The organism is Streptomyces sp. NBC_01506, from assembly GCF_045040295.1.
In the GTDB taxonomy this organism is placed as follows: domain Bacteria; phylum Actinomycetota; class Actinomycetes; order Streptomycetales; family Streptomycetaceae; genus Streptomyces.
Window position 1 is genome coordinate 4,630,837 of the sequence record NZ_CP109422.1, and the last position, 18,558, is coordinate 4,649,394.

Below are 18,558 nucleotides of genomic sequence, written 5' to 3' on the forward strand. Positions count from 1 at the left end.
CACCCGCACCCGCCCGTACACGCCATACCGCACCCAATGACCCACACCTACGGACCACATCCGCTCTCAAGGGGGACCACCCATGCCTGACCAGCAGGCACCGCATCCCGTGCTGCAACTCAAGGACCTGACCCGCGTCCACGGCAGTGGCGCCACCGAGGTCCACGCCCTGCGCGGGATCAACCTCGACGTCTTCCCCGGCGAACTCGTCGCCGTCATGGGCCCGTCCGGCTCCGGCAAGTCCACGCTGCTCACCATCGCCGGCGGCCTCGACATCCCCACGTCGGGCCAGGTGATCGTCGAGAACACCGACCTCACCACCGCGGACCGCAAGCAGATCGCCGCACTGCGCCGCCGCAGCATCGGTTACGTCTTCCAGGACTACAACCTCATCCCGGCCCTCACCGCCGCCGAGAACATCGCCCTCCCCCGCGAGCTGGACGGCACATCGGCCCGCAAGGCGCGCGTCGAGGCCGTCGCCGCGCTGCGCGAGATGGAGCTCGACCATCTCGCCGACCGCTTCCCGGACGAGATGTCCGGCGGCCAGCAGCAGCGCGTGGCCATCGCCCGCGCGCTCGTCGGCGACCGCCGTCTCGTCCTCGCCGACGAGCCCACCGGCGCCCTCGACTCCGAGACCGGCGAGTCCGTGCTCGCCCTGCTGCGCAGCCGCTGCGACGCGGGCGCGGCCGGCGTCCTGGTCACGCACGAGCCGCGCTTCGCCGCCTGGGCCGACCGCGTGGTGTTCCTGAGGGACGGCGCCGTCGTCGACCAGACGATCCGCAGCCAGGCCGACTCGCTTCTCACGGGCCAGGCGGCCGAACGGTGAAGGCTTGGTACCACTCCTGGCGCGCCGCGATCCGTATAGCCCGCCGTGACGCCTGGCGCTTCAAGGGACGCAGCTTCCTCGTCCTCGCCATGCTCGCCCTGCCGATCCTCGGTGTGAGCGCCGCCGATCTGACCCTGCGCAGCGCCGAACTGTCCACCGCCCAGTCGCTGGACCGCGACCTCGGGAACGCCGACGCCCGGGTCAACGACCCGGGTCTGGGCGGTGTCGCCGTCATGCAGAACCCGAAGGGCGAGACGTACGCGCCGGAGGGCGACTACGAGGACAAGCCGTGGCCCCAGGGCGAGACGGACGTCCAGGAGGCCGTCCCCGCGGGCGCCAGGTCGCTTGTCGACTCGGTGGGCATGGCCAAGCTCACCACCACCCATGGCCTGCGGAACACCCAGGTCCGGGAGCTGAAGTCGACGGACACGATGGCCGAGGGCATCATGCGCCTCGACCGGGGCCGCTTCCCCCGCAAGGCCGACGAGGTCGCCGCGACCAACGCCTTCCTGGAGAGCAGCGGGCTGCACGTCGGATCGAAGCTCACGGCGCGCGGCCTCGACACCACCTACCGGATCGTCGGCGCGTACGAATTGCCGAACTCTCTGGGCGATGCCCAGGTCAACGCGCTGCCCGGCGCTCTGCTGGCCCCCCTCGACACGGTGCTGGCCGCCGCGGAACTGCCCAGCACGTATACGTCGACCACGTATCTGGTCTCCGTGCCCGGTGACGCCGGTTTCACGTGGAACATGGTCAAGGAGACCAACAAGAAGGGCGCCACGGTCGTCTCGCGCGCCGTCATGCTCGACCCGCCGGCCGACGCAGACGTGCCGTACTACGAGCAGGAGGGCAACCAGGACTACTCGGGCAGCTCCGACACCACCGTCCAGTTGGCCATCCTCAGCACCATCGTCGGCCTCGCGATGCTGGAGATCTGTCTGCTGGCCGGCCCGGCGTTCGCCGTCGGCGCCCGCCGCTCGCGCCGCCAGCTCGGTCTGGTCGGCGCCAACGGCGGCGACCGGCACCACATCAGGGCCATCGTCCTCAGCGGCGGCCTGGTGATCGGCGCGGTGGCGGCCGTGGTCGGTACGGCGCTGGGCATCGGCCTGACCTTCGCGCTCCAGCCCGTGCTCGAAAACTGGCTGAACAAACGTTTCGGTGACTTCGACATCCGGCCGCTGGAGCTGATCGGGATCGCGCTGATCGCGGTCGTCACCGGACTGCTGGCCGCGATCGTCCCGGCGGTCACCGCGTCCCGGCAGACCGTCGTGGCCTCCCTCACCGGCCGCCGTGGCGTCCGCAGGAGCAGCAGGGTGCTGCCGATCCTGGGGCTGACCGCCGTCCTGCTCGGCGCGGGCATCGCGCTGTACGGCTCGACGATGTCCGACCAGGTCGCGCTCGTCGGCGGCGGCAGCGCGCTGGCCGAACTGGGCGTGGTGGCGCTGACGCCCGCCCTGGTGGGTCTCTTCGGGCGGATAGGCCGCTGGCTGCCGCTGTCGCCGCGGCTCGCGCTGCGGGACTCCGTACGCAACAGGGGCCGTACGGCTCCGGCGGTGGCGGCGGTGCTCGCGGCGGTCGCGGGCACGGTCGCGGTGGCGACGTACTCGGCCAGTTCGCAGGCTCAGGACGAGGCGGAGTACGAGGCGGCCCTGCCGCACGGCGCGGTGGCGATCATCTCGCCGGAATCCTCGGCCGACGTCCCCGCGATGCGCGACGACGTACAGAAGCTGCTGCCGACGGGCATACGCGCCGACGTGGACCGGGTGGTGGTCGGCAATCGAAACTGCTCGGCCTACGGGGGCGGTGAAAACTGCGGACGGTACGAGATCGTCGTGCCCAAGGACCAGGAGTGCCCGCTGTGGGCGGACGACGGCACAGGTGAGGACCCCGCCGCGAAGTTCTCCAACGCCGAGCGGCGCGCACTCGCCAACGACTGGCGCTGCGCCAACGTCGGGGGAGGCGTCGGCGACGCGGGCGGCCCGATCTTGATCGGCGACGAGAAGCTGCTGAAGGTACTGAAGATCAAGGACCCGGACGCGGCGAAGGCGCTGGCGAACGGGCTGACCGTGTCCTTCTTCAAACACAACCTCAACCCTGCGGGCAAGGACGGCAGGGACGACAAGGGCGGCGCGCAGGCCGGGGACAGCAAGGAAGGCAAGGGCGGCGCGCAGGCCGGGGACGGCAAGGACGGGGTGAGCGGCACGATCGACATCCGCGTCATCTCCGCCGCCCAGGTGGAAAAGGCGGACCAGGCGGCCATGGACGGCAAGGAGCCGCCGGGCACCATCAAGCAGATCCCCGCCCACCAGGTCTCCGGCAGTCCCAAGTCGTACGGCGTCGCGACGATCGTGCCCCCGGAAGCGGCGCGGAAGGCGGGCCTCACCGCCGTACCGCTGGGTGCCTTCTACAGCACCGAGCACCTGCCGAGCGACGCGCAGGAGCAGAAGCTGAACAGCGAGCTGGCCAAGACGGGCAGCGATCCCTGGCTGACCGTCGAGAAGGGCTTCGTCCCGGAGAGCAGCACCACGATGCTGGCACTCGCCGTCTTCGCGGGGCTGATCACGATCGGCGCCGCCGGTATCGCCACCGGTCTCGCCCAGGCGGACGCCGAGGCCGACCTGAAGACCCTCGCCGCCGTCGGGGCACCGCCCAGGGTCCGCAAGGCCCTCAGCGGGTTCCAGTGCGGGGTGGTGGCCGCGATGGGTGTGCTGCTCGGCTCCGCGTCGGGAATCCTGCCCGCCATCGGGCTGCGCTTCACCGAACGCCGCGCGGAGGACCAGATGTACGCGCGGATGCTGGACGAGGGCTGGGGCGGCGGTACCGAGCCCGCGGCACCCTTCGTACCGGTGGTCATCCCGTGGGAGACGCTGGGCCTGCTGCTCGTCGCCGTCCCGCTCGGCGCGGCGGCACTGGCCGCGCTGGTGACCCGCTCCCGGGGCGCGCTGGCGCGCAGGGCGGCGATCTGACGCCTTCGGCCGGCGGTCGCAAGGCGCGCGTGAGCCCCTGTCGGGGTCCCACAGGGAAGTGCACCACTCTCTTACGGGGGCTCACCGCGCATCCGTACCCAGGTGCGAGACAATGAGGACATGGAAATGCCGAGGAACGAACGTTCGCAGGAGAGCAACCCCCATGTCCTCGTGGTGGGACAGGACGGGATGGCGCTCGGCGGCGGACAGGGACAAGGGGACGACGAGCCGCGCGAGATCCCGGTGACGGAGATGGTCGAACAGCCGGCGAAGGTCATGCGCATCGGCAGCATGATCAAGCAGTTGCTCGAAGAAGTGCGGGCGGCCCCTCTGGACGAGGCGAGCCGGGTACGGCTCAAGGAGATTCACGCCGGTTCGGTGAAGGAGCTCGAGGACGGTCTCGCCCCCGAACTCGTCGAGGAACTGGAGCGCCTTTCGCTCCCGTTCACCGACGAGGCCATCCCGTCCGAGGCCGAACTGCGCATCGCGCAGGCCCAGTTGGTCGGCTGGCTGGAGGGACTTTTCCACGGGATCCAGACGGCGCTGTTCGCCCAGCAGATGGCGGCGCGGGCGCAGTTGGAGCAGATGCGCCGGGCGTTGCCGCCGGGTGCGTCCCACGAGGGCGAGGACGGCGAGGACCCGGGCGCGCACGGCGCGATCCGCTCGGGGCCGTATCTCTGACCGGAACTGCCGTTAAAGCCGTAAGGCCGTAAGGCCGTTGACGCCGTCAACGCCGTACAGACCGCCGGACGGGCCGCACGAGCGGCCCGTCCGGCGCTTTTTCCTGGCCGCTACGGGCCCGCTACGGGCGCAGCAGCAGGATCTTGCCGACATGCTCGCCCGCCTCCAGGGCGGCGTGCGCCTGCGCGGCGTCCGGCAGCGGGAACGTACGGTCCACCACGGGCCGCACCTGCCCGGCACCCACCAGCGGCCAGACGTGCTCCTGTACCGCCGCGACGATCGACGCCTTCTCACCGAGCGGCCGACCGCGCAGCGACGTGGCCGTGACCGCCGCGCGCTTGCCCAGGAGGGCGGCCAGGTTGAGTTCGCCCTTCACCCCGCCCTGGAGCCCGATCACGGCGAGCCGCCCGTTGACGGCCAGGGCCCGCACATTGCGGTCGAGGTACTTCGCGCCCACGATGTCGAGGATGACGTCCGCGCCCGCCCCGTCCGTGGCCTTCTTCAACTCCTCGACGAAGTCCTGCTCGCGATAGTCGATCAGGATGTCCGCGCCCAACTCGGCGCAGCGCGCCAGCTTCTCGGGCCCGCCCGCCGTGACGGCGACCCGCGCGCCGACCGACTTGGCCAACTGGATGGCCATCGTGCCGATACCGCTGGCGCCGCCGTGCGCCAACAGCAGCTCGCCGGGGCGCAGATGGGCGATCATGAAGACGTTCGACCAGACGGTGCAGGTCACTTCGGGAAGCGCGGCGGCCGTCGCCAGGTCCATGCCCTCGGGTACGGGGAGCAGTTGGCCCACGGGGACGGCGACCTTCTCGGCGTAACCACCGCCCGAGAGCAGCGCGCACACCTCGTCGCCGACCGACCAGCCGGAAGCCTCGGTGCCGGGGCCGAGCGCGGCGACGCGGCCCGCGCACTCCAGACCGGGGTACGGGGACGAGCCGGGCGGCGGGTCGTAGAAGCCCTGCCGTTGCAGCAGATCGGCGCGGTTGACCGCGCTCGCCACGACGTCGACGAGGACTTCACCCTCGGCGAGTACGGGATCGGGCACTTCGGCCCAGACAAGCGCCTCGGGGCCACCGGGTTCCGGAATCGTGATCGCATACATGGTCCGGAGGCTACCCCCCGGCCCCGTTCGTAGTACGGATACGGCCGCTCGATACCGGGCTCCAAGAACGGCGGGGTGGCAGCGCGGTCAGTCCGTCTTGCCGTTCTGCTCCGGGGCGGGATCCGCCCGCACGATCGTGATCAGCCGGTCGGTGAGCTGGAGCGGGCCGGCCGCCGGGTCGTCGTACCCGAGCAGTCGGTGCCCGCGCAGGACGCTGACGATCAGGTCGTCCGTCTCCCGTACGCCGCGCCCCACCTCGGCCTTTATCACCGGCCGTTCGATGAGGTCGAGGCCGCTGCCCTGCTGGATCAGGTCCTCCATCACCGTGCCGGCGACGGGGCTGAGCACGGAGAGGCCGAGCAGCCGGCCCGCCGCGCTGGCGCTGGTGATGACGGCGTCCGCGCCGGACTGACGCAGCAGCGGCGCGTTCTCCTCCTCACGCACGGCGGCGACGATCTTCGCCCCCCGGTTGAGCTGACGCGCGGTCAGCGCGACCAGCACCGCGGTGTCGTCGCGCTGAGTGGCGATCACGATCTGCCGGGCCCGCTGGAGCTCGGCCCTCAGCAGCACATCGCTACGGGTCGCGTCGCCGATGACACCGACGAACCCGTCCGCGTTGGCCGCCTCGATCACCTTCGCGCTCGGGTCGACAATGACGATCTGGTCCTTCTTGAGCCCGGTGGCGCAGAGCGTCTGCATCGCCGACCGGCCCTTGGTGCCGAAGCCGACGATGACGGTGTGGTCACGCAAGTTGGACCTCCAGCGGTTCAGCCGCCACTCCTCCCGGGTGCGCTCCGTGAGGACCTCAAGAGTGGTGCCGACCAGGATGATCAGGAAGAGCACGCGCAGCGGCGTGACCAGCACGACGTTGATGAGCCGGGCCCCGTCGCTGTACGGGACGATATCGCCGTAACCCGTGGTGGAGAGGGTGACGGTGGCGTAGTAGACGGAGTCGAGCAGGTCGACCGAGTTGTCGGAGTTGTCGTGGTAACCGGCGCGGTCGATCCAGACGATGAAGACCGTGACCGCCAGCACCCCCAGCGCCATCAACAGCCGCTTGCTGACCTGCCGTAGCGGCCGGTCCACGATCCGGCGCGGCAGCTTCACCCGGCTGGTGACCAGGTGTTCGTCGGCATGACGCGCCATCGCGTCGTGACCGGGAAGTTTCACGTGAAACACCCGTCATCGGTGGAGGCGGTGGCGGTGGCGTCGGCCCAGGCCGCCCAGGGCAGATCGAGGACTTCCAGCTCGTCCCCCTGCCGCGCGCCGCCGGGCGGCACGACGGCGAGCCCGTCGGCGACGGCGATCCCGCGCAGCATGGCGGGACCGTTGTAACGCAGGGGCACAAGCCGGTCGTCGCGGTGGACGAAGGGCACGAGCCGGGTGTCGTGCGGATGGCCGTGCACCTCGTCCCGTACAGGCACGTGGTACGCGGGATGTGACGCCCGCCCCCCGAGCGTACGCAGCAGCGGTTCGGCGAGCGTCAGCAGCCCCGAGACGGCGGCGAGCGGATTGCCCGGCAGGCCCACCAGATGGAGGCCGGAGGCGAGCCTGGCCAGCAGCATGGGGTGGCCGGGGCGTACGGCGACCCCGTCCACGAGCAGTTCGGCGCCCGCGCGCGTGAGCACGGGGTGGACATGGTCGACGGGGCCGGCGGCCGTACCGCCCGTGGTGAGGACCAGATCGGCCTCGGACTCGGTGATCGCCCGGAACAGGGCGTGCTCGTCGTCCGCGACGCGACGGGTGTCGATGACATCGGCGCCCAGCGCCCGCAGCCAGGGCGCGATCATCGGGCCGAGCGCGTCACGGATGAGGCCGTCGTGGGGCAGCCCGCGCACAAGCAGTTCATCGCCGAGGACCAGGACGTCGACGGTCGGGCGGCGGGTGGTGAGCACTTCGTCGTAACCGGCGGCGGCGGCCAGACCGAGTACCGCCGGGGTCACCACGGCGCCGGCGGGCAGGAGTTGGTCGCCGGAGCGGCACTCCTGGCCGCGCGGGCGGATGTCCTGGCCGTGGGTGACCTCGCGGTCGGCGTGGAGATGGCCGGTGGGGTCGGTGCGGGCGTGCTCGGTGCGGATCACGGCGGTGGTGTCGGGCGGGATACGGGCGCCGGTGGCGATCCGTACCGCCGTGCCGTCGGGGAGCGGGGTGGTGGCGGCGTGGCCCGCGAGTATGCCGGGGGTGGACGCCGTGTCCCGGGTGGACGCCGTGTCCCGGGTGGGCCCGACCGGTCGTACCGACCAGGGGCCCGGTCCGGAGACCGCCCAGCCGTCCATCGCGGAGGTGTCGAACGACGGGAGGTCGGTGAGCGCGGCCAGGGGCTCGGCGAGGACATGGCCCAGGGCCTGTTCGAGCGGGACGCGCCGGGTGAGGGCGGTCGTCTGCGCGGGGGCGGACCTTGAGCGGCCCGAGCGGGCGGCGATGGCGCGGGCCTCGGCCCACGGTGTGGCGCTGTGCCTGCCCGTATGGACAGGGGGCTTCGAGGTTACGGGGTCGGCGCCCGGTTCTTCGGGGGTGGCGGCGCCGGCCTCCGGCTGTCTGGCGAACAGCGCGAGGACGTCCTCGACGCCGTCGACCTCGCGGTCCTGAGCCGTCATCCGGCGTCGGCCCCCTCGGCCCCGCCGCCACCCTCGGACGCCTTGTCCGTACTGCTGTTGTCCGTACGGCTGTTGTCCGTCCCGCTCTTGTCCGGCCCGTCCGTCTCGTCGGCCCAGCGCAGGGCGAGCGCCGTCGCCTTCCGCGATGCCTCGGCCACCGCCTCGGGGCCTCCGCCGCCGGCCGCCGCCCGGCCCGCCGCGTACCCGACCAGGAAGGTCGTCAGTGGCGCGGCGGGCCGGGCGACACCGTGCGCGGCGTCGCGGGCGAGATCGAGGAGGACGGTGATGTCGACGTCCAGCTCGTAGCCGAGTTCGTCCTTGACTGCGGTGATCCATTCGTCCAGCACGGTCCCATGCTCCCTGATGCGTGCCCGCGCCGTGGAGATGTCTTCCCAGGTGTCGCAGTCGAAGGATGCGAGCGGGTCGGCGTCCGTGGCGACCCGGGCGAGGTCGAGTTCATGCGTCAGCAGTCGTAGCGGCAGCCCCACGAGGTTGCCGTGTTCGGTGGCGAGGAGGGCGATCTCACGGCGCAGCGGCTCGGTGCGGTACGCCGCGACGAGCGGCTGGTCGCGGCCTTCCGCGTCGGTGAGCAGCGCGCCTTCGCGTGCGCCGTCCGCCGCGAGTACGTCCAGGAGCCGGTCCGTCGTCTCCCGCTTCAGGAACGGCAGATCCGCGGACAGGACGAGCACGGTGTCCGCCTCGACCTGCCGTACCCCCGCGTCGAGCGCGGCGACCGGGCCGCCGCCGGGCGGCTCCTCGCGCGCCCAGCGCACGGGCCGCGCCGTGGGCCGCCGGCCGCCCACGACCACGGTGCGCCCGGCGCCGGCGCAGGCGCCGAGCACCCGGTCGAGCAGCGACCGGCCACCGACGCTGACAGCGGGCTTGTCGGCGCCGCCGAGCCGCTTCGCGGCACCTCCGGCGAGCACGATGGCGTCATGGGCGCTCATGGTCATGGCAGAAGTATGGTGCGCGATCGCGTGTCCGATGCCCTGTGATGTCCGAACGTGATGTCCGAACGTGGTCTCGGAACGAGACCTCCGACCGGCATCGGCGAGCGGAATCCGCGAGCGCGATCGCGGACCGTCATGCCGGCGCCCCCGCCACCCGGAACCGGCGTGCCCGCCTACAACGTGCGCAGCAGCACCGCCGGCTGTTCCACACAGTCCGCCACGTACCGCAGGAAGCCGCCCGCCGTACCGCCGTCGCACACCCGATGGTCGAACGTGAGGGAGAGCTGGACGACTTGGCGTATCGCCAGCTCGCCCCCGTGCACCCACGGTTTGGCGGCGATACGGCCGATGCCGAGCATCGCGGCCTCGGGGTGGTTGATGATCGGCGTGGAGCCGTCGACGCCGAACACGCCGTAGTTGTTCAGCGTGAACGTGCCGCCGGTCAGATCGCCGGGGGTCAGCGTCCCCGACCTGCCCGCCTCCGTGAGCCGCGCGAACTCCGCGCTCAGCGACTCCGCCGAGCGGTGCTGCGCGTCCCGTACGACGGGGACGACCAGCCCGCGCTCCGTCTGGGCGGCGAAGCCGAGATGGACGTCGCGGAGCCGGACGATCTCCCTGGCCTCCATGTCCACCGAGGAGTTGAGCTCCGGGAACCGCGCGAGCGCGGCCGTGCAGATCCGCGCCAGCAGGGCGATCAGGGAGATCTTCGGGCCGCCCGCCGCGTTCGCGGCGGTCCTGGCCGCCAGCAGCTCCGTGGCGTCCGCGTCGACCCAGCAGGTCGCCTCCGGGATCTCGCGACGGCTGCGGCTGAGCTTGTCGGCGACCGCGCCGCGTACGCCGCGCAGCGGTACGCGCTCGGTGACCGTGCCGGGGGCTGAGGCCGGGGGTTGGGCTGGGGCGGACGGCGCTTGTGCCGCCTGCTCGATCCGCTCGATGGCCAACTCGACGTCGCACCGCAGGATCAGCCCGTCGCGGCCCGATCCCGCCAGTGCCCTGAGGTCGAGCCCGTTCTGCCGGGCCAGCCGCCGTACCAGGGGCGAGATCACCGGAACGGGCCCGGATCGCTCAGGCGCGGAAGCCGCTGCCGGATCGACAGCCACGGCGGAAGGCGCGGCGGACGGGCGGACCCGGCGCCGTCTGGCGGCGGGCGCGCCCGTGCCGTATCCGACCAGCACGTTCCCCGACGTCTCGGCCGATCCGGCCCCGTCGGCCGAGGCCGCCTGCGTACCCGACCCCGACCCGGCACCCGAACCCGCGGCGGCGGCCGGAGCCGCCGGCTCCGACGCCCCCACCGCCACCGTCAGCAGCGGCGCGCCGACGGGGAGCTCCGTGCCCTCCTCGCCGTACCGCGCGGTCACCACGCCCCCGTACGGGCACGGCACTTCCACCATCGCCTTGGCCGTCTCGACCTCGACAACGGGCTGATCGATGGCGACGACGTCGCCGACCGCCACCAGCCAGCGGACGATCTCGGCCTCGGTCAGCCCCTCACCGAGATCCGGCAGCTTGAACTCGAGAACCTGGGCCATCAACTGTCCGCCTCCCACTGAAGCCGCGCGACCGCGTCCAACACCCGGTCCACACCCGGCAGATGGTGCTGCTCCAGCATCGGCGGCGGATACGGGATGTCGAACCCGGCGACCCGCAGCACCGGCGCTTCCAGATGGTGGAAGCACCGCTCGGTGATCCGGGCGGCGATCTCCCCGCCGGGCCCGCCGAAACCGTTGGACTCATGGACGACCACCGCGCGCCCCGTGCGCCGTACGGAGGCGACGACCGTCTCGTCGTCGAAAGGCACCAGCGAGCGCAGATCCACCACTTCCAGCTCCCAGCCCTCCGCGCGCGCCGCCTCCGCCGCCTCCAGACAGACGGTCAGGGAGGGGCCGTACGTGACGAGCGTGGCGCTGTGGCCCGTACGCCGCACGACGGCCCGGCCGATCGGCTCCACCGTGGCCGGCGCCTCGGGCGACCACTGGGCCTTCGACCAGTACAGCCTCTTGGGCTCCAGGAAGACCACCGGGTCGTCGGATGCGATGGCGGCCCGCAACAGCCCGTACGCGTCGTCCACCGTCGCCGGGGTGACGACATGAAGGCCCGGCGTCGCCATGTAGTACGCCTCGGAGGAGTCGCTGTGGTGCTCGACGCCGCCGATCCCGCCGCCGTACGGCACCCGGATGGTGATCGGCAGCGGCAGCGCGCCGCGCGTGCGGTTGCGCGTCTTGGCGACATGGCTGATCAGTTGCTCGAACGCCGGATAGGCGAAGGCGTCGAACTGCATCTCCACAACCGGCCGCAGCCCGTACATCGCCATGCCGACGGCCGTCCCGAGGATGCCCGCCTCGGCCAGCGGCGTGTCCGTACAGCGGTCCTCGCCGAACTCGGCGGCGAGTCCGTCGGTGACCCGGAAGACTCCGCCGAGCGTGCCGACGTCCTCTCCCAGGACGTGCACGGTCGGGTCCTCGGCCATCGCGTCGCGCATCGCGCGCTGCAACGCCTGCGCCATCGTGGCGGGCTTCGCCGCCTTGGCGGTCTTCGCGGCCGTGGCGGCGACGGTCGTCATCGCGCCTCTCCCTGTCCGGCCGCGGCGTCGGCCGACTCGGCCGACGCGTCCAGCTCGGCCCGCAACTGGGCCGCCTGCTCGCGCAGTTGTGAGGTCTGCTCGGCGTAGACGTGCGCGAAGAGGTCCATGGGATCCAGCTCCGGCTCCGCGTTCATCCCCTCGCGCAGCCGCGCGGCCATCGCGTCGGCGTCGTCGGCGGCCTTCCGGATCCCGTCCTCGTCCAGCATCCCGCGCTCCGTCAGCTCGTGCTCCAGCAGCCGGACCGGGTCGTGCGCGCGCCACGCCTCGACCTCGCCGTCACCTCGGTAGCGCGTCGCGTCGTCCGCGTTCGTATGAGCCTCGATGCGGTAGGTCAGCGCCTCGATGAGCGTCGGGCCGCCGCCGCTCCTGGCCCGCCGCACGGCCTCGGCGAGCACCGTGTGCACGGCCGGCGCGTCATTCCCGTCGACCAGCCGGCCCGGCATCCCGTAGCCGACGGCCTTGTGGGCCAGCGACGGCGCGGCGGTCTGCTTGGCGAGGGGGACGGAGATGGCGAAGCCGTTGTTCTGCACGAGGAAGACGACGGGCGCCTTCCATACGGCGGCGAAGTTCAGCGCCTCGTGGAAGTCGCCCTCGCTGGTGCCGCCGTCACCCACCAGGGCGAGCGCGACCACGTCGTCACCCTTGAGGCGCGCGGCGTGCGCCAGCCCGACCGCGTGCGGGAGCTGGGTGGCCAGCGGTGTGGACAGCGGTGCGATGCGGTGCTCGCGCGGGTCGTATCCGGTGTGCCAGTCGCCGCGCAGCAGCGTGAGGGCCTGGACGGGGTCCAGGCCGCGCGCCACGACGGCGAGGGTGTCGCGGTAGCTGGGAAAGAGCCAGTCCCGCTCCTGGAGCACCAGGGCGGCCGCGACCTCGCACGCCTCCTGGCCGGTGCTCGACGGGTAGACGGCCAGCCGGCCCTGCTTGGTGAGGGCGGTGGCCTGCGCGTTGAACCTTCGGCCGCGGACCAGCTCCGCGTAGAGCCGCAGCAGCAGCGCGGGGTCGGCGTCCGCCACGGCTGCCGTACCCAGCACGCGATACGGCTCGCGGTCGGGGAGCAACGGGGCGGGGTCCGTGCGGGGCTGCCACGCCGGGGGCGGGGTGGACCGGTGGACGACGGCACCCGGAGGCTCCTGGACCGTCGTGCTGCTCTTCTTCAACGCGTGCACCTCCTCATGGGAGCGGGCATGGACGGCGCATGAGTGTGGTGCGCCTCACCTACCGATTGTTCGGTTGCCGGGCCATTTTGGCTACCGGCGCCCTCAGCCTGTGGACAAACGGTTCTGCACAGCCTGGGATGGGCACAAGGTGTCCAAGAGCGGAGAGGTGGGGGACATGGCGGCTGAACAAATGGCCGAGGACGGGGACGAGCGGACCGGGCAGGAGCCGCCGCCCCGGCCGCTCGACGCGATCGACCGGGACATCCTGCGCATCCTCGAGGCGGACGGCCGTGCCTCGATACGGACCGTGGCCGAGCGCGTCCATGTCTCGCGCGCCAACGCGTACGCCCGGATCAACCGGCTCATCGAGGACCGCGTGATCCAGGGGTTCGGCGCCAGGATCAACCATGAACGGGCCGGTCAGGGCGCCTCCGCGTACATCACGCTCAAGATCGTTCAGAACTCGTGGCGCACCGTGCGCGAACAGCTCCAGGAGCTGCCGGGGGCCACGCACATCGCCCTGGTCAGCGGTGATTTCGATGTGCTGCTGCTGGTCCACGCGCCGGACAACCGGACACTGCGGGAGCTGGTCCTGACCCGGCTCCAGTCGATCCCCGAGGTGCTGTCCACCCGCACGCTGCTGGTCTTCGAGGAGACCGACCTCGACGGGACGGCCCCGCCCACGCCCTGACAGGGGCGGGCGGGGCCGGGCATGCCGGGCGTGCCGAGGGCTTCGGGCGACTTCCGGGACCGCTACGAGGGTGACGACGGTTCCGTACGCAGCCCGTCGAAGGCCATCCGTACGACCGCCTCGGCCACCTGGTCACTGTCGTAGCCGCCGGTGGTACCCGCCGCCTGCGGCCGGTACCACTCCACCAGCGAGTTGATCATGCCGAACAGCAGCCGCGTCGCCAGCCGGATGTCCATGTCCGCGCGGAGGTCCCCGTCGCTCGCCGCCGCCTTGAGCAGGTCCGCGACCCGCTGGTCGAACTCCCGCCGCCGCTCCATGGCCCAGCGCTCGGTCTTGGTGTTGCCCCGCACCCGCAGCAGCAGCGTCACGTACGGCAGCTCCGCCATCAGCACCTCCACGGTGCGGCGCGTCACGTACTCGACCTGCTCGACGGCCCTGCCGCGCCCGGCGCCCGGCTCGTCCAGGATCCCGAAGAGACCGTCGATGGCCCGGCTGACCGCGCGGCGCAGCAGCTCCTCCTTGCCCGCCACATGGTGGTAGATCGAGGACTTGGAGATACCGGCGGCCTTCGACAGATGCTCCATGGAGGTGCCGTCGTAGCCGCGTTCGTTGAAGACGCCGACCGCGACGGCCAGCAGTGTCTCCGGGGTGTACGTGTCCCTCTTCGCGCTCGTCATGAGCCCGTCCTTTCCGACGACACGGCCTCGGCGGCGGCGCGGCGGCGCAGCGCCTGTGACGCGGCGTACCGGCCGGACGGATACTCCACGTGCAGCCTCTCCAGCAGATGGAGCGTGCGGCCCGCCCCCAGCTCCCCACCCCAGTCGAGCGGCCCGCGCGGGTAGTTCACCCCGAGCCGCATCGCGGTGTCGATGTCCTCGGCCGAGGCGACACCGCGCGCCTGGGCGTCGAGCGCGAAGTCGACCAGCATGGCGACCGTACGGCCCACGATCATGCCGGGCACGTCCGCGATCACACTGACCTGCTTGCCGAGCGCCTGGAAGAGGCCGACGGCCGTACGCAGGGATTCCCCGGCCACCGTGGCGGACGGCGCCAGGGCTATCCGGGTCGCGGTGCGGTAGTCGAGCGCGAGGTCGAAGTGGATCAACGGCAGGTCAAAGGTGTCCCCGGCCTCGCCGGACGTGAGGAGGAGCGGGGTGCCGCAGGGCAGTTCGAGCAGGCCGGGGAGTCCGGGGAAGTGGTCTTCCTTACGTATGACCTCGATCCCCGTCTCCTCGATCAGCTCGGGCAGCACCGCTGCCGCCGCGAACAGCTCCCCCTGCACGACCACGGACGACGGCGGATCGGCGGGCGGCGCGGTGTGCGGTACGGGGGCGGGGGCACCGTCCTCGTAGGAGAACCAGCCCCGGCCCGACTTACGGCCGAGCCCGCCCGACTCCACGAGGCGCCGCTGGGCGAGCGACGGCGTGAACCTCACGTCCTGGAAGAAGGATTCCCAGACGGAGCGGGTGACCGCCTCGTTGACGTCCTGGCCGATGAGATCGGTCAGTTCGAAGGGGCCCATCTTGAAGCCGCCCGACTCGCGCAGGACGGCGTCGATGGTCGCGGGGTCGGCGGCCCGCTCCTCGTACAGGCGCAGCGCCTCGGCGTAGTAGGGGCGGGCGACGCGGTTCACGATGAACCCCGGGGTGTCGGCGCAGCGCACCGGCGTCTTGCCCCATGCAGCCGCCGTCGCCCAGGCGCGCGCGGCCGTCGTCTCCTCCGTCGCGTGGCCGCTGACGACCTCGACCAGCGGCAGCAGGGGCGCCGGGTTGAAGAAGTGCAGGCCGACGAAGCGGCCCGGGTGGCGCAGGGCGCCGGCCACGGCCGTGACGGAGAGGGAGGAGGTGTTGGTGGCGAGCAGACAGTCGTCGGCGACGATGTCCTCCAGCGCCGTGAACAGCTCCTGTTTGACGGCCAGTTGTTCCAGGACGGCCTCGACGACGAGCGCGGCGTCGGCGAGTTCGGACAGTTCCGCGGCGGGGAGCAGCCGGGCTTTGGCGCTGTCGCGGGCGACGGTGTCCAGCCTGCCCTTCTCCGCCAGTCGGTCCAGCCGGGCCGCGACGGCCTCCGCCGCCTGCTGGGCGCGGCCGGGCAGGGCGTCGTAGAGGCGCACGGGATGGCCGGCGACAAGAGCCACCTGGGCGATTCCCTGTCCCATCGTGCCGGTGCCGACCACCGCGACGACGCGGGAGCGCTCGATTGCAGTCATGAAGCCGATCCTCCTGTATGAACTTCCGCCGCGGTACGGGACCTCCGGTTACGGGGCCGGTTACGGGGCCGGTCTCGGGTGGCGATCCCCCGGAACTGACCGGAACGGGGCCGTCCGGGTGGCGTGAAGGGTGCGGGTTTTCCACAGCCCCCCTTGTCCCGACCGATCGTTCGGTTACTCTAACTCTGTCTGTTGCCCGTGTCCCGCCGTCCCACTTGTCCCCCTCCCGCCCAGCTCGACGAGGAGTTGGTCAGTCATGGCCGCCCAGCTCAGCCCCCAGCAGCTCAACGACAAGCACCGGCCCACGCTCGACCGGGCCCTCGACGCGATTCGTACGCGCGCGTACTGGTCGCCCCACCCCGAGCACCCGAAGGCGTACGGCGAGAGCGCGCCGGCCGACGGCCTGGCCGCTTTCAAGGCCCTGCGCGGCACCCGTATCGACCTGGACCAGCCGGGCACCGACGGCTGGACGGGCGGCGAGAGGTCGCCGTACGGCCCGGAGCTGGGTGTCGAGTATCCGCACGCCGACGTGGACGTCCTGCTGCCCGCCATGCGCGCGGGCATGAGCGCCTGGCGCGCGGCGGGACCCGAGACCCGCGCCCTGGTCGGTCTGGAGATCCTGGCCCGGATCAGCGCCCGCACCCACGAGTTCGCCCACGCCGTGATGCACACCAGCGGTCAGGCGTTCATGATGGCCTTCCAGGCGGGCGGGCCGCACGCGCAGGACCGCGGCCTGGAGGCGGTGGCGTACGCGTATCAGGAGCAGACCCGCACGCCCGCCGACGCCGACTGGTCCAAGCCGCAGGGCAAGCGCGACCCCCTGGAGCTGCGGAAGTCCTTCACGGCCGCGCCGCGCGGCGTCTCGCTGCTGATCGGCTGCAACACCTTCCCGACGTGGAACGGCTATCCGGGCCTGTTCGCCTCGCTGGCCACCGGCAATCCGGTCCTCGTCAAGCCGCATCCGCGCGCGGTGCTGCCCCTGGCCCTCACGGTGCGGGTGGCCCGCGAAGTCCTCGCCGAGGCCGGCTTCGACCCGAATCTCGTCGCGCTGGCCGCCGAGCGTCCCGGCGAGGGCATCGCCAAGACCCTGGCGGTGAGGCCCGAGGTCAGGATCATCGACTACACGGGGTCCACCGCCTTCGGCGACTGGCTGGAGACCAACGCCCGCCAGGCGCAGGTCTACACGGAGAAGGCGGGCGTCAACACGGTCCTCGTGGACTCCACCGACGACTACAAGGGCATGCTCGCCAATCTGGCCTTCTCGCTCTGCCTCTACAGCGGCCAGATGTGCACCACCCCGCAGAATCTCCTCATCCCGCGCGACGGCATCACGACGGACGCGGGCCCGAAGTCGTACGACGAGGTGGTCGCCGACCTGGCGGCGTCGGTGAGCGGCCTGCTCGGCGACGACGCCCGCGCCAACGGTGTGCTCGGCGCGCTGGTCAACCCGGACGTGAAGGCGAGGCTGGACGCCGCCGCCGAGCTGGGCGACGTGGCGCTCGCCTCGCGCGAGATCGCCAACCCGGACTTCCCGGACGCGGTGGTGCGTACACCCGCGATCGTCAAGTCCGACGGCTCGCGCAAGCAGTGGGATCCGCAGGCGGGGGCGAACGGCTCCGAGGCGCCGTATCTCGCCGAGTGCTTCGGCCCGGTCTCGTTCGCCGTCGCCATGGAATCGACCGAGGAGGCGCTGGAGTTGCTGCGCCGCACGGTGCGTGACAAGGGCGCGATGACGGTCGGCGCGTACACGACCTCGGAGCGGACGGAGCGCGCCGTCGAGGACGTCTGTCTGGAGGAGCTGGCCCAGCTCTCGCTGAATCTGACGGGCGGCGTCTATGTGAACCAGACAGCCGCGTTCTCCGACTTCCACGGCTCCGGCGGCAACCCGGCGGCGAACGCGGCGCTGTGCGACGCGGTCTTCGTGGCCAACCGCTTCCGTACGGTGGAGGTCCGCCGCCAGGCCTGACGCGGGCCCGCGCCCGGCCGTCCAACGGCGGCCGGGCGCGGGTCAGTTGGCGCGGGTCAGTTGGGCCCGCCCCAGTGGAACAGGGTCATGGCGACGCTGGTGGCGAGGTTGTAGCTGGAGACCTGGGGCCGCATCGGCAGCGCCAGCAACGCGTCTGCCCGCTCCCGCAGTTCGGGGGAGAGCCCGTGCCGCTCGGAGCCGAAGGCGAGCAGCGCGTCGTCCGGGACGGTCACCGACCGCAGGTCGTCACCCGCCGGATCCAGGGCGTACAGCGGACCTTGGGGGAACGCGTCGGGGGACAGCCGCTCCACGGCGGTGGCGAAGTGCAGCCCGGCACCCGCGCGGACGGCGTTCGGATGCCACGGATCGAGATCCCCGGTGGTCACCACCCCCGTCGCCCCGAAACCGGCCGCGAGCCGCACCACGGCCCCGACGTTCCCGAGATTGCGCGGATTGTCGAGGACGACGACCGGCGAACGCCGGGGCACGGCCGCCAGGGCGGCCAGATTGTCCGGGCGCCCCCGCCTGACCGCCAGAGCCATCACCCGCGTGGGGTGCACCTTCGGCACCAACTCCCGCAGGGCGTCGGCCGGCACCTCGACCACGGACCGCGTCAGTGCGCCGGTCAGGTCGTCGGCGAGTTCGCCCGCGAGAGCGAGTACGGATTCCTTGTCGCTGGTGAGGGCGATCCGTACGTCCGCCCCGAAGCGCAGTGCGTGCTTCAGCGCGTGGAAGCCGTCGAGCACCACGGCGCCGGGGGCACTGTCGTGCCACCGGCGCACGGCGCTCGCGGGATCCATGTCGTTCATCGCTCCAGCGTAGGCGG

General features: G+C 72.0%; 15 protein-coding genes. 5 read left to right on the plus strand and 10 right to left on the minus strand.

Annotation, left to right across the window (positions count from 1 at the left end):
• Positions 1-82: 82 nt before the first annotated feature.
• The 3 genes from OG329_RS20200 to OG329_RS20210 all read left to right on the plus strand — a co-directional run bounded on the left by OG329_RS20200 (position 83) and on the right by OG329_RS20210 (position 4,473).
• A complete protein-coding gene (locus OG329_RS20200; protein WP_405796972.1) occupies positions 83-826 on the plus strand; it encodes an ABC transporter ATP-binding protein in 744 nt (247 codons plus the stop codon).
• Positions 823-3,792, plus strand: a complete 2,970-nt coding sequence (locus OG329_RS20205; RefSeq protein ID WP_405796973.1) for an ABC transporter permease — start codon at positions 823-825, stop codon at positions 3,790-3,792. The genes OG329_RS20200 and OG329_RS20205 overlap by 4 nt, the downstream gene beginning before the upstream one ends.
• 120 nt (positions 3,793-3,912) lie before the next feature.
• Positions 3,913-4,473: a bacterial proteasome activator family protein gene (locus OG329_RS20210; protein ID WP_405796974.1), complete on the plus strand. Its 561-nt coding sequence runs from the start codon at positions 3,913-3,915 to the stop codon at positions 4,471-4,473.
• A 121-nt stretch (positions 4,474-4,594) separates the two neighbouring features.
• Here OG329_RS20210 and OG329_RS20215 read toward each other — a convergent pair whose 3' ends face one another.
• The 7 genes from OG329_RS20215 to pdhA all read right to left on the minus strand — a co-directional run bounded on the left by OG329_RS20215 (position 4,595) and on the right by pdhA (position 12,866).
• Positions 4,595-5,581 (minus strand): NAD(P)H-quinone oxidoreductase, encoded by a 987-nt coding sequence (locus tag OG329_RS20215; protein WP_405796975.1) that lies wholly within the window; start codon positions 5,579-5,581, stop codon positions 4,595-4,597.
• 87 nt (positions 5,582-5,668) lie between these two features.
• Positions 5,669-6,727 (minus strand): potassium channel family protein, encoded by a 1,059-nt coding sequence (locus OG329_RS20220; RefSeq protein ID WP_405801929.1) that lies wholly within the window; start codon positions 6,725-6,727, stop codon positions 5,669-5,671.
• A gap of 20 nt (positions 6,728-6,747) precedes the next feature.
• Complete coding sequence (locus tag OG329_RS20225; RefSeq protein WP_405796976.1) at positions 6,748-8,178, minus strand: molybdopterin molybdotransferase MoeA; 1,431 nt, start codon at positions 8,176-8,178, stop codon at positions 6,748-6,750.
• Positions 8,175-9,125, minus strand: a complete 951-nt coding sequence (locus tag OG329_RS20230; RefSeq protein WP_405801931.1) for an NTP transferase domain-containing protein — start codon at positions 9,123-9,125, stop codon at positions 8,175-8,177. Before OG329_RS20230 ends, OG329_RS20225 begins: the two co-directional genes overlap by 4 nt.
• Positions 9,126-9,301: 176 nt before the next feature.
• Complete coding sequence (locus tag OG329_RS20235) at positions 9,302-10,657, minus strand: dihydrolipoamide acetyltransferase family protein (protein ID WP_405796977.1); 1,356 nt, start codon at positions 10,655-10,657, stop codon at positions 9,302-9,304.
• The gene (locus OG329_RS20240) at positions 10,657-11,688 is read right to left on the minus strand and encodes an alpha-ketoacid dehydrogenase subunit beta (protein WP_405796979.1); all 1,032 of its coding nucleotides are present in this window, start codon (positions 11,686-11,688) and stop codon (positions 10,657-10,659) included. The genes OG329_RS20235 and OG329_RS20240 overlap by 1 nt, the downstream gene beginning before the upstream one ends.
• Complete coding sequence (gene pdhA / locus OG329_RS20245; RefSeq protein ID WP_405796980.1) at positions 11,685-12,866, minus strand: pyruvate dehydrogenase (acetyl-transferring) E1 component subunit alpha; 1,182 nt, start codon at positions 12,864-12,866, stop codon at positions 11,685-11,687. Before pdhA ends, OG329_RS20240 begins: the two co-directional genes overlap by 4 nt.
• A gap of 175 nt (positions 12,867-13,041) precedes the next feature.
• On the opposite strand from pdhA, the gene OG329_RS20250 reads away from it, so the two are divergent.
• Positions 13,042-13,557 (plus strand): Lrp/AsnC family transcriptional regulator, encoded by a 516-nt coding sequence (locus tag OG329_RS20250; RefSeq protein ID WP_405796982.1) that lies wholly within the window; start codon positions 13,042-13,044, stop codon positions 13,555-13,557.
• 62 nt (positions 13,558-13,619) lie between these two features.
• Here the strand turns inward: OG329_RS20250 and OG329_RS20255 are convergent, their stop codons facing one another.
• Together OG329_RS20255 and OG329_RS20260 are read right to left on the minus strand one after the other, a co-directional pair.
• Positions 13,620-14,234, minus strand: coding sequence for a TetR/AcrR family transcriptional regulator (locus tag OG329_RS20255; RefSeq protein WP_405796983.1), 615 nt, complete (start codon positions 14,232-14,234; stop codon positions 13,620-13,622).
• A complete protein-coding gene (locus OG329_RS20260; protein WP_405796985.1) occupies positions 14,231-15,766 on the minus strand; it encodes a 3-hydroxyacyl-CoA dehydrogenase in 1,536 nt (511 codons plus the stop codon). Before OG329_RS20260 ends, OG329_RS20255 begins: the two co-directional genes overlap by 4 nt.
• A gap of 256 nt (positions 15,767-16,022) precedes the next feature.
• Here OG329_RS20260 and paaN point away from each other — a divergent pair, with 256 nt between their 5' ends.
• Positions 16,023-17,732 (plus strand): phenylacetic acid degradation protein PaaN, encoded by a 1,710-nt coding sequence (gene paaN / locus OG329_RS20265; RefSeq protein WP_405796987.1) that lies wholly within the window; start codon positions 16,023-16,025, stop codon positions 17,730-17,732.
• A gap of 56 nt (positions 17,733-17,788) precedes the next feature.
• On the opposite strand, the gene OG329_RS20270 is transcribed toward paaN, so the two are convergent.
• Positions 17,789-18,541, minus strand: coding sequence for a TrmH family RNA methyltransferase (locus tag OG329_RS20270; RefSeq protein ID WP_405796988.1), 753 nt, complete (start codon positions 18,539-18,541; stop codon positions 17,789-17,791).
• Positions 18,542-18,558 lie beyond the last annotated feature (17 nt).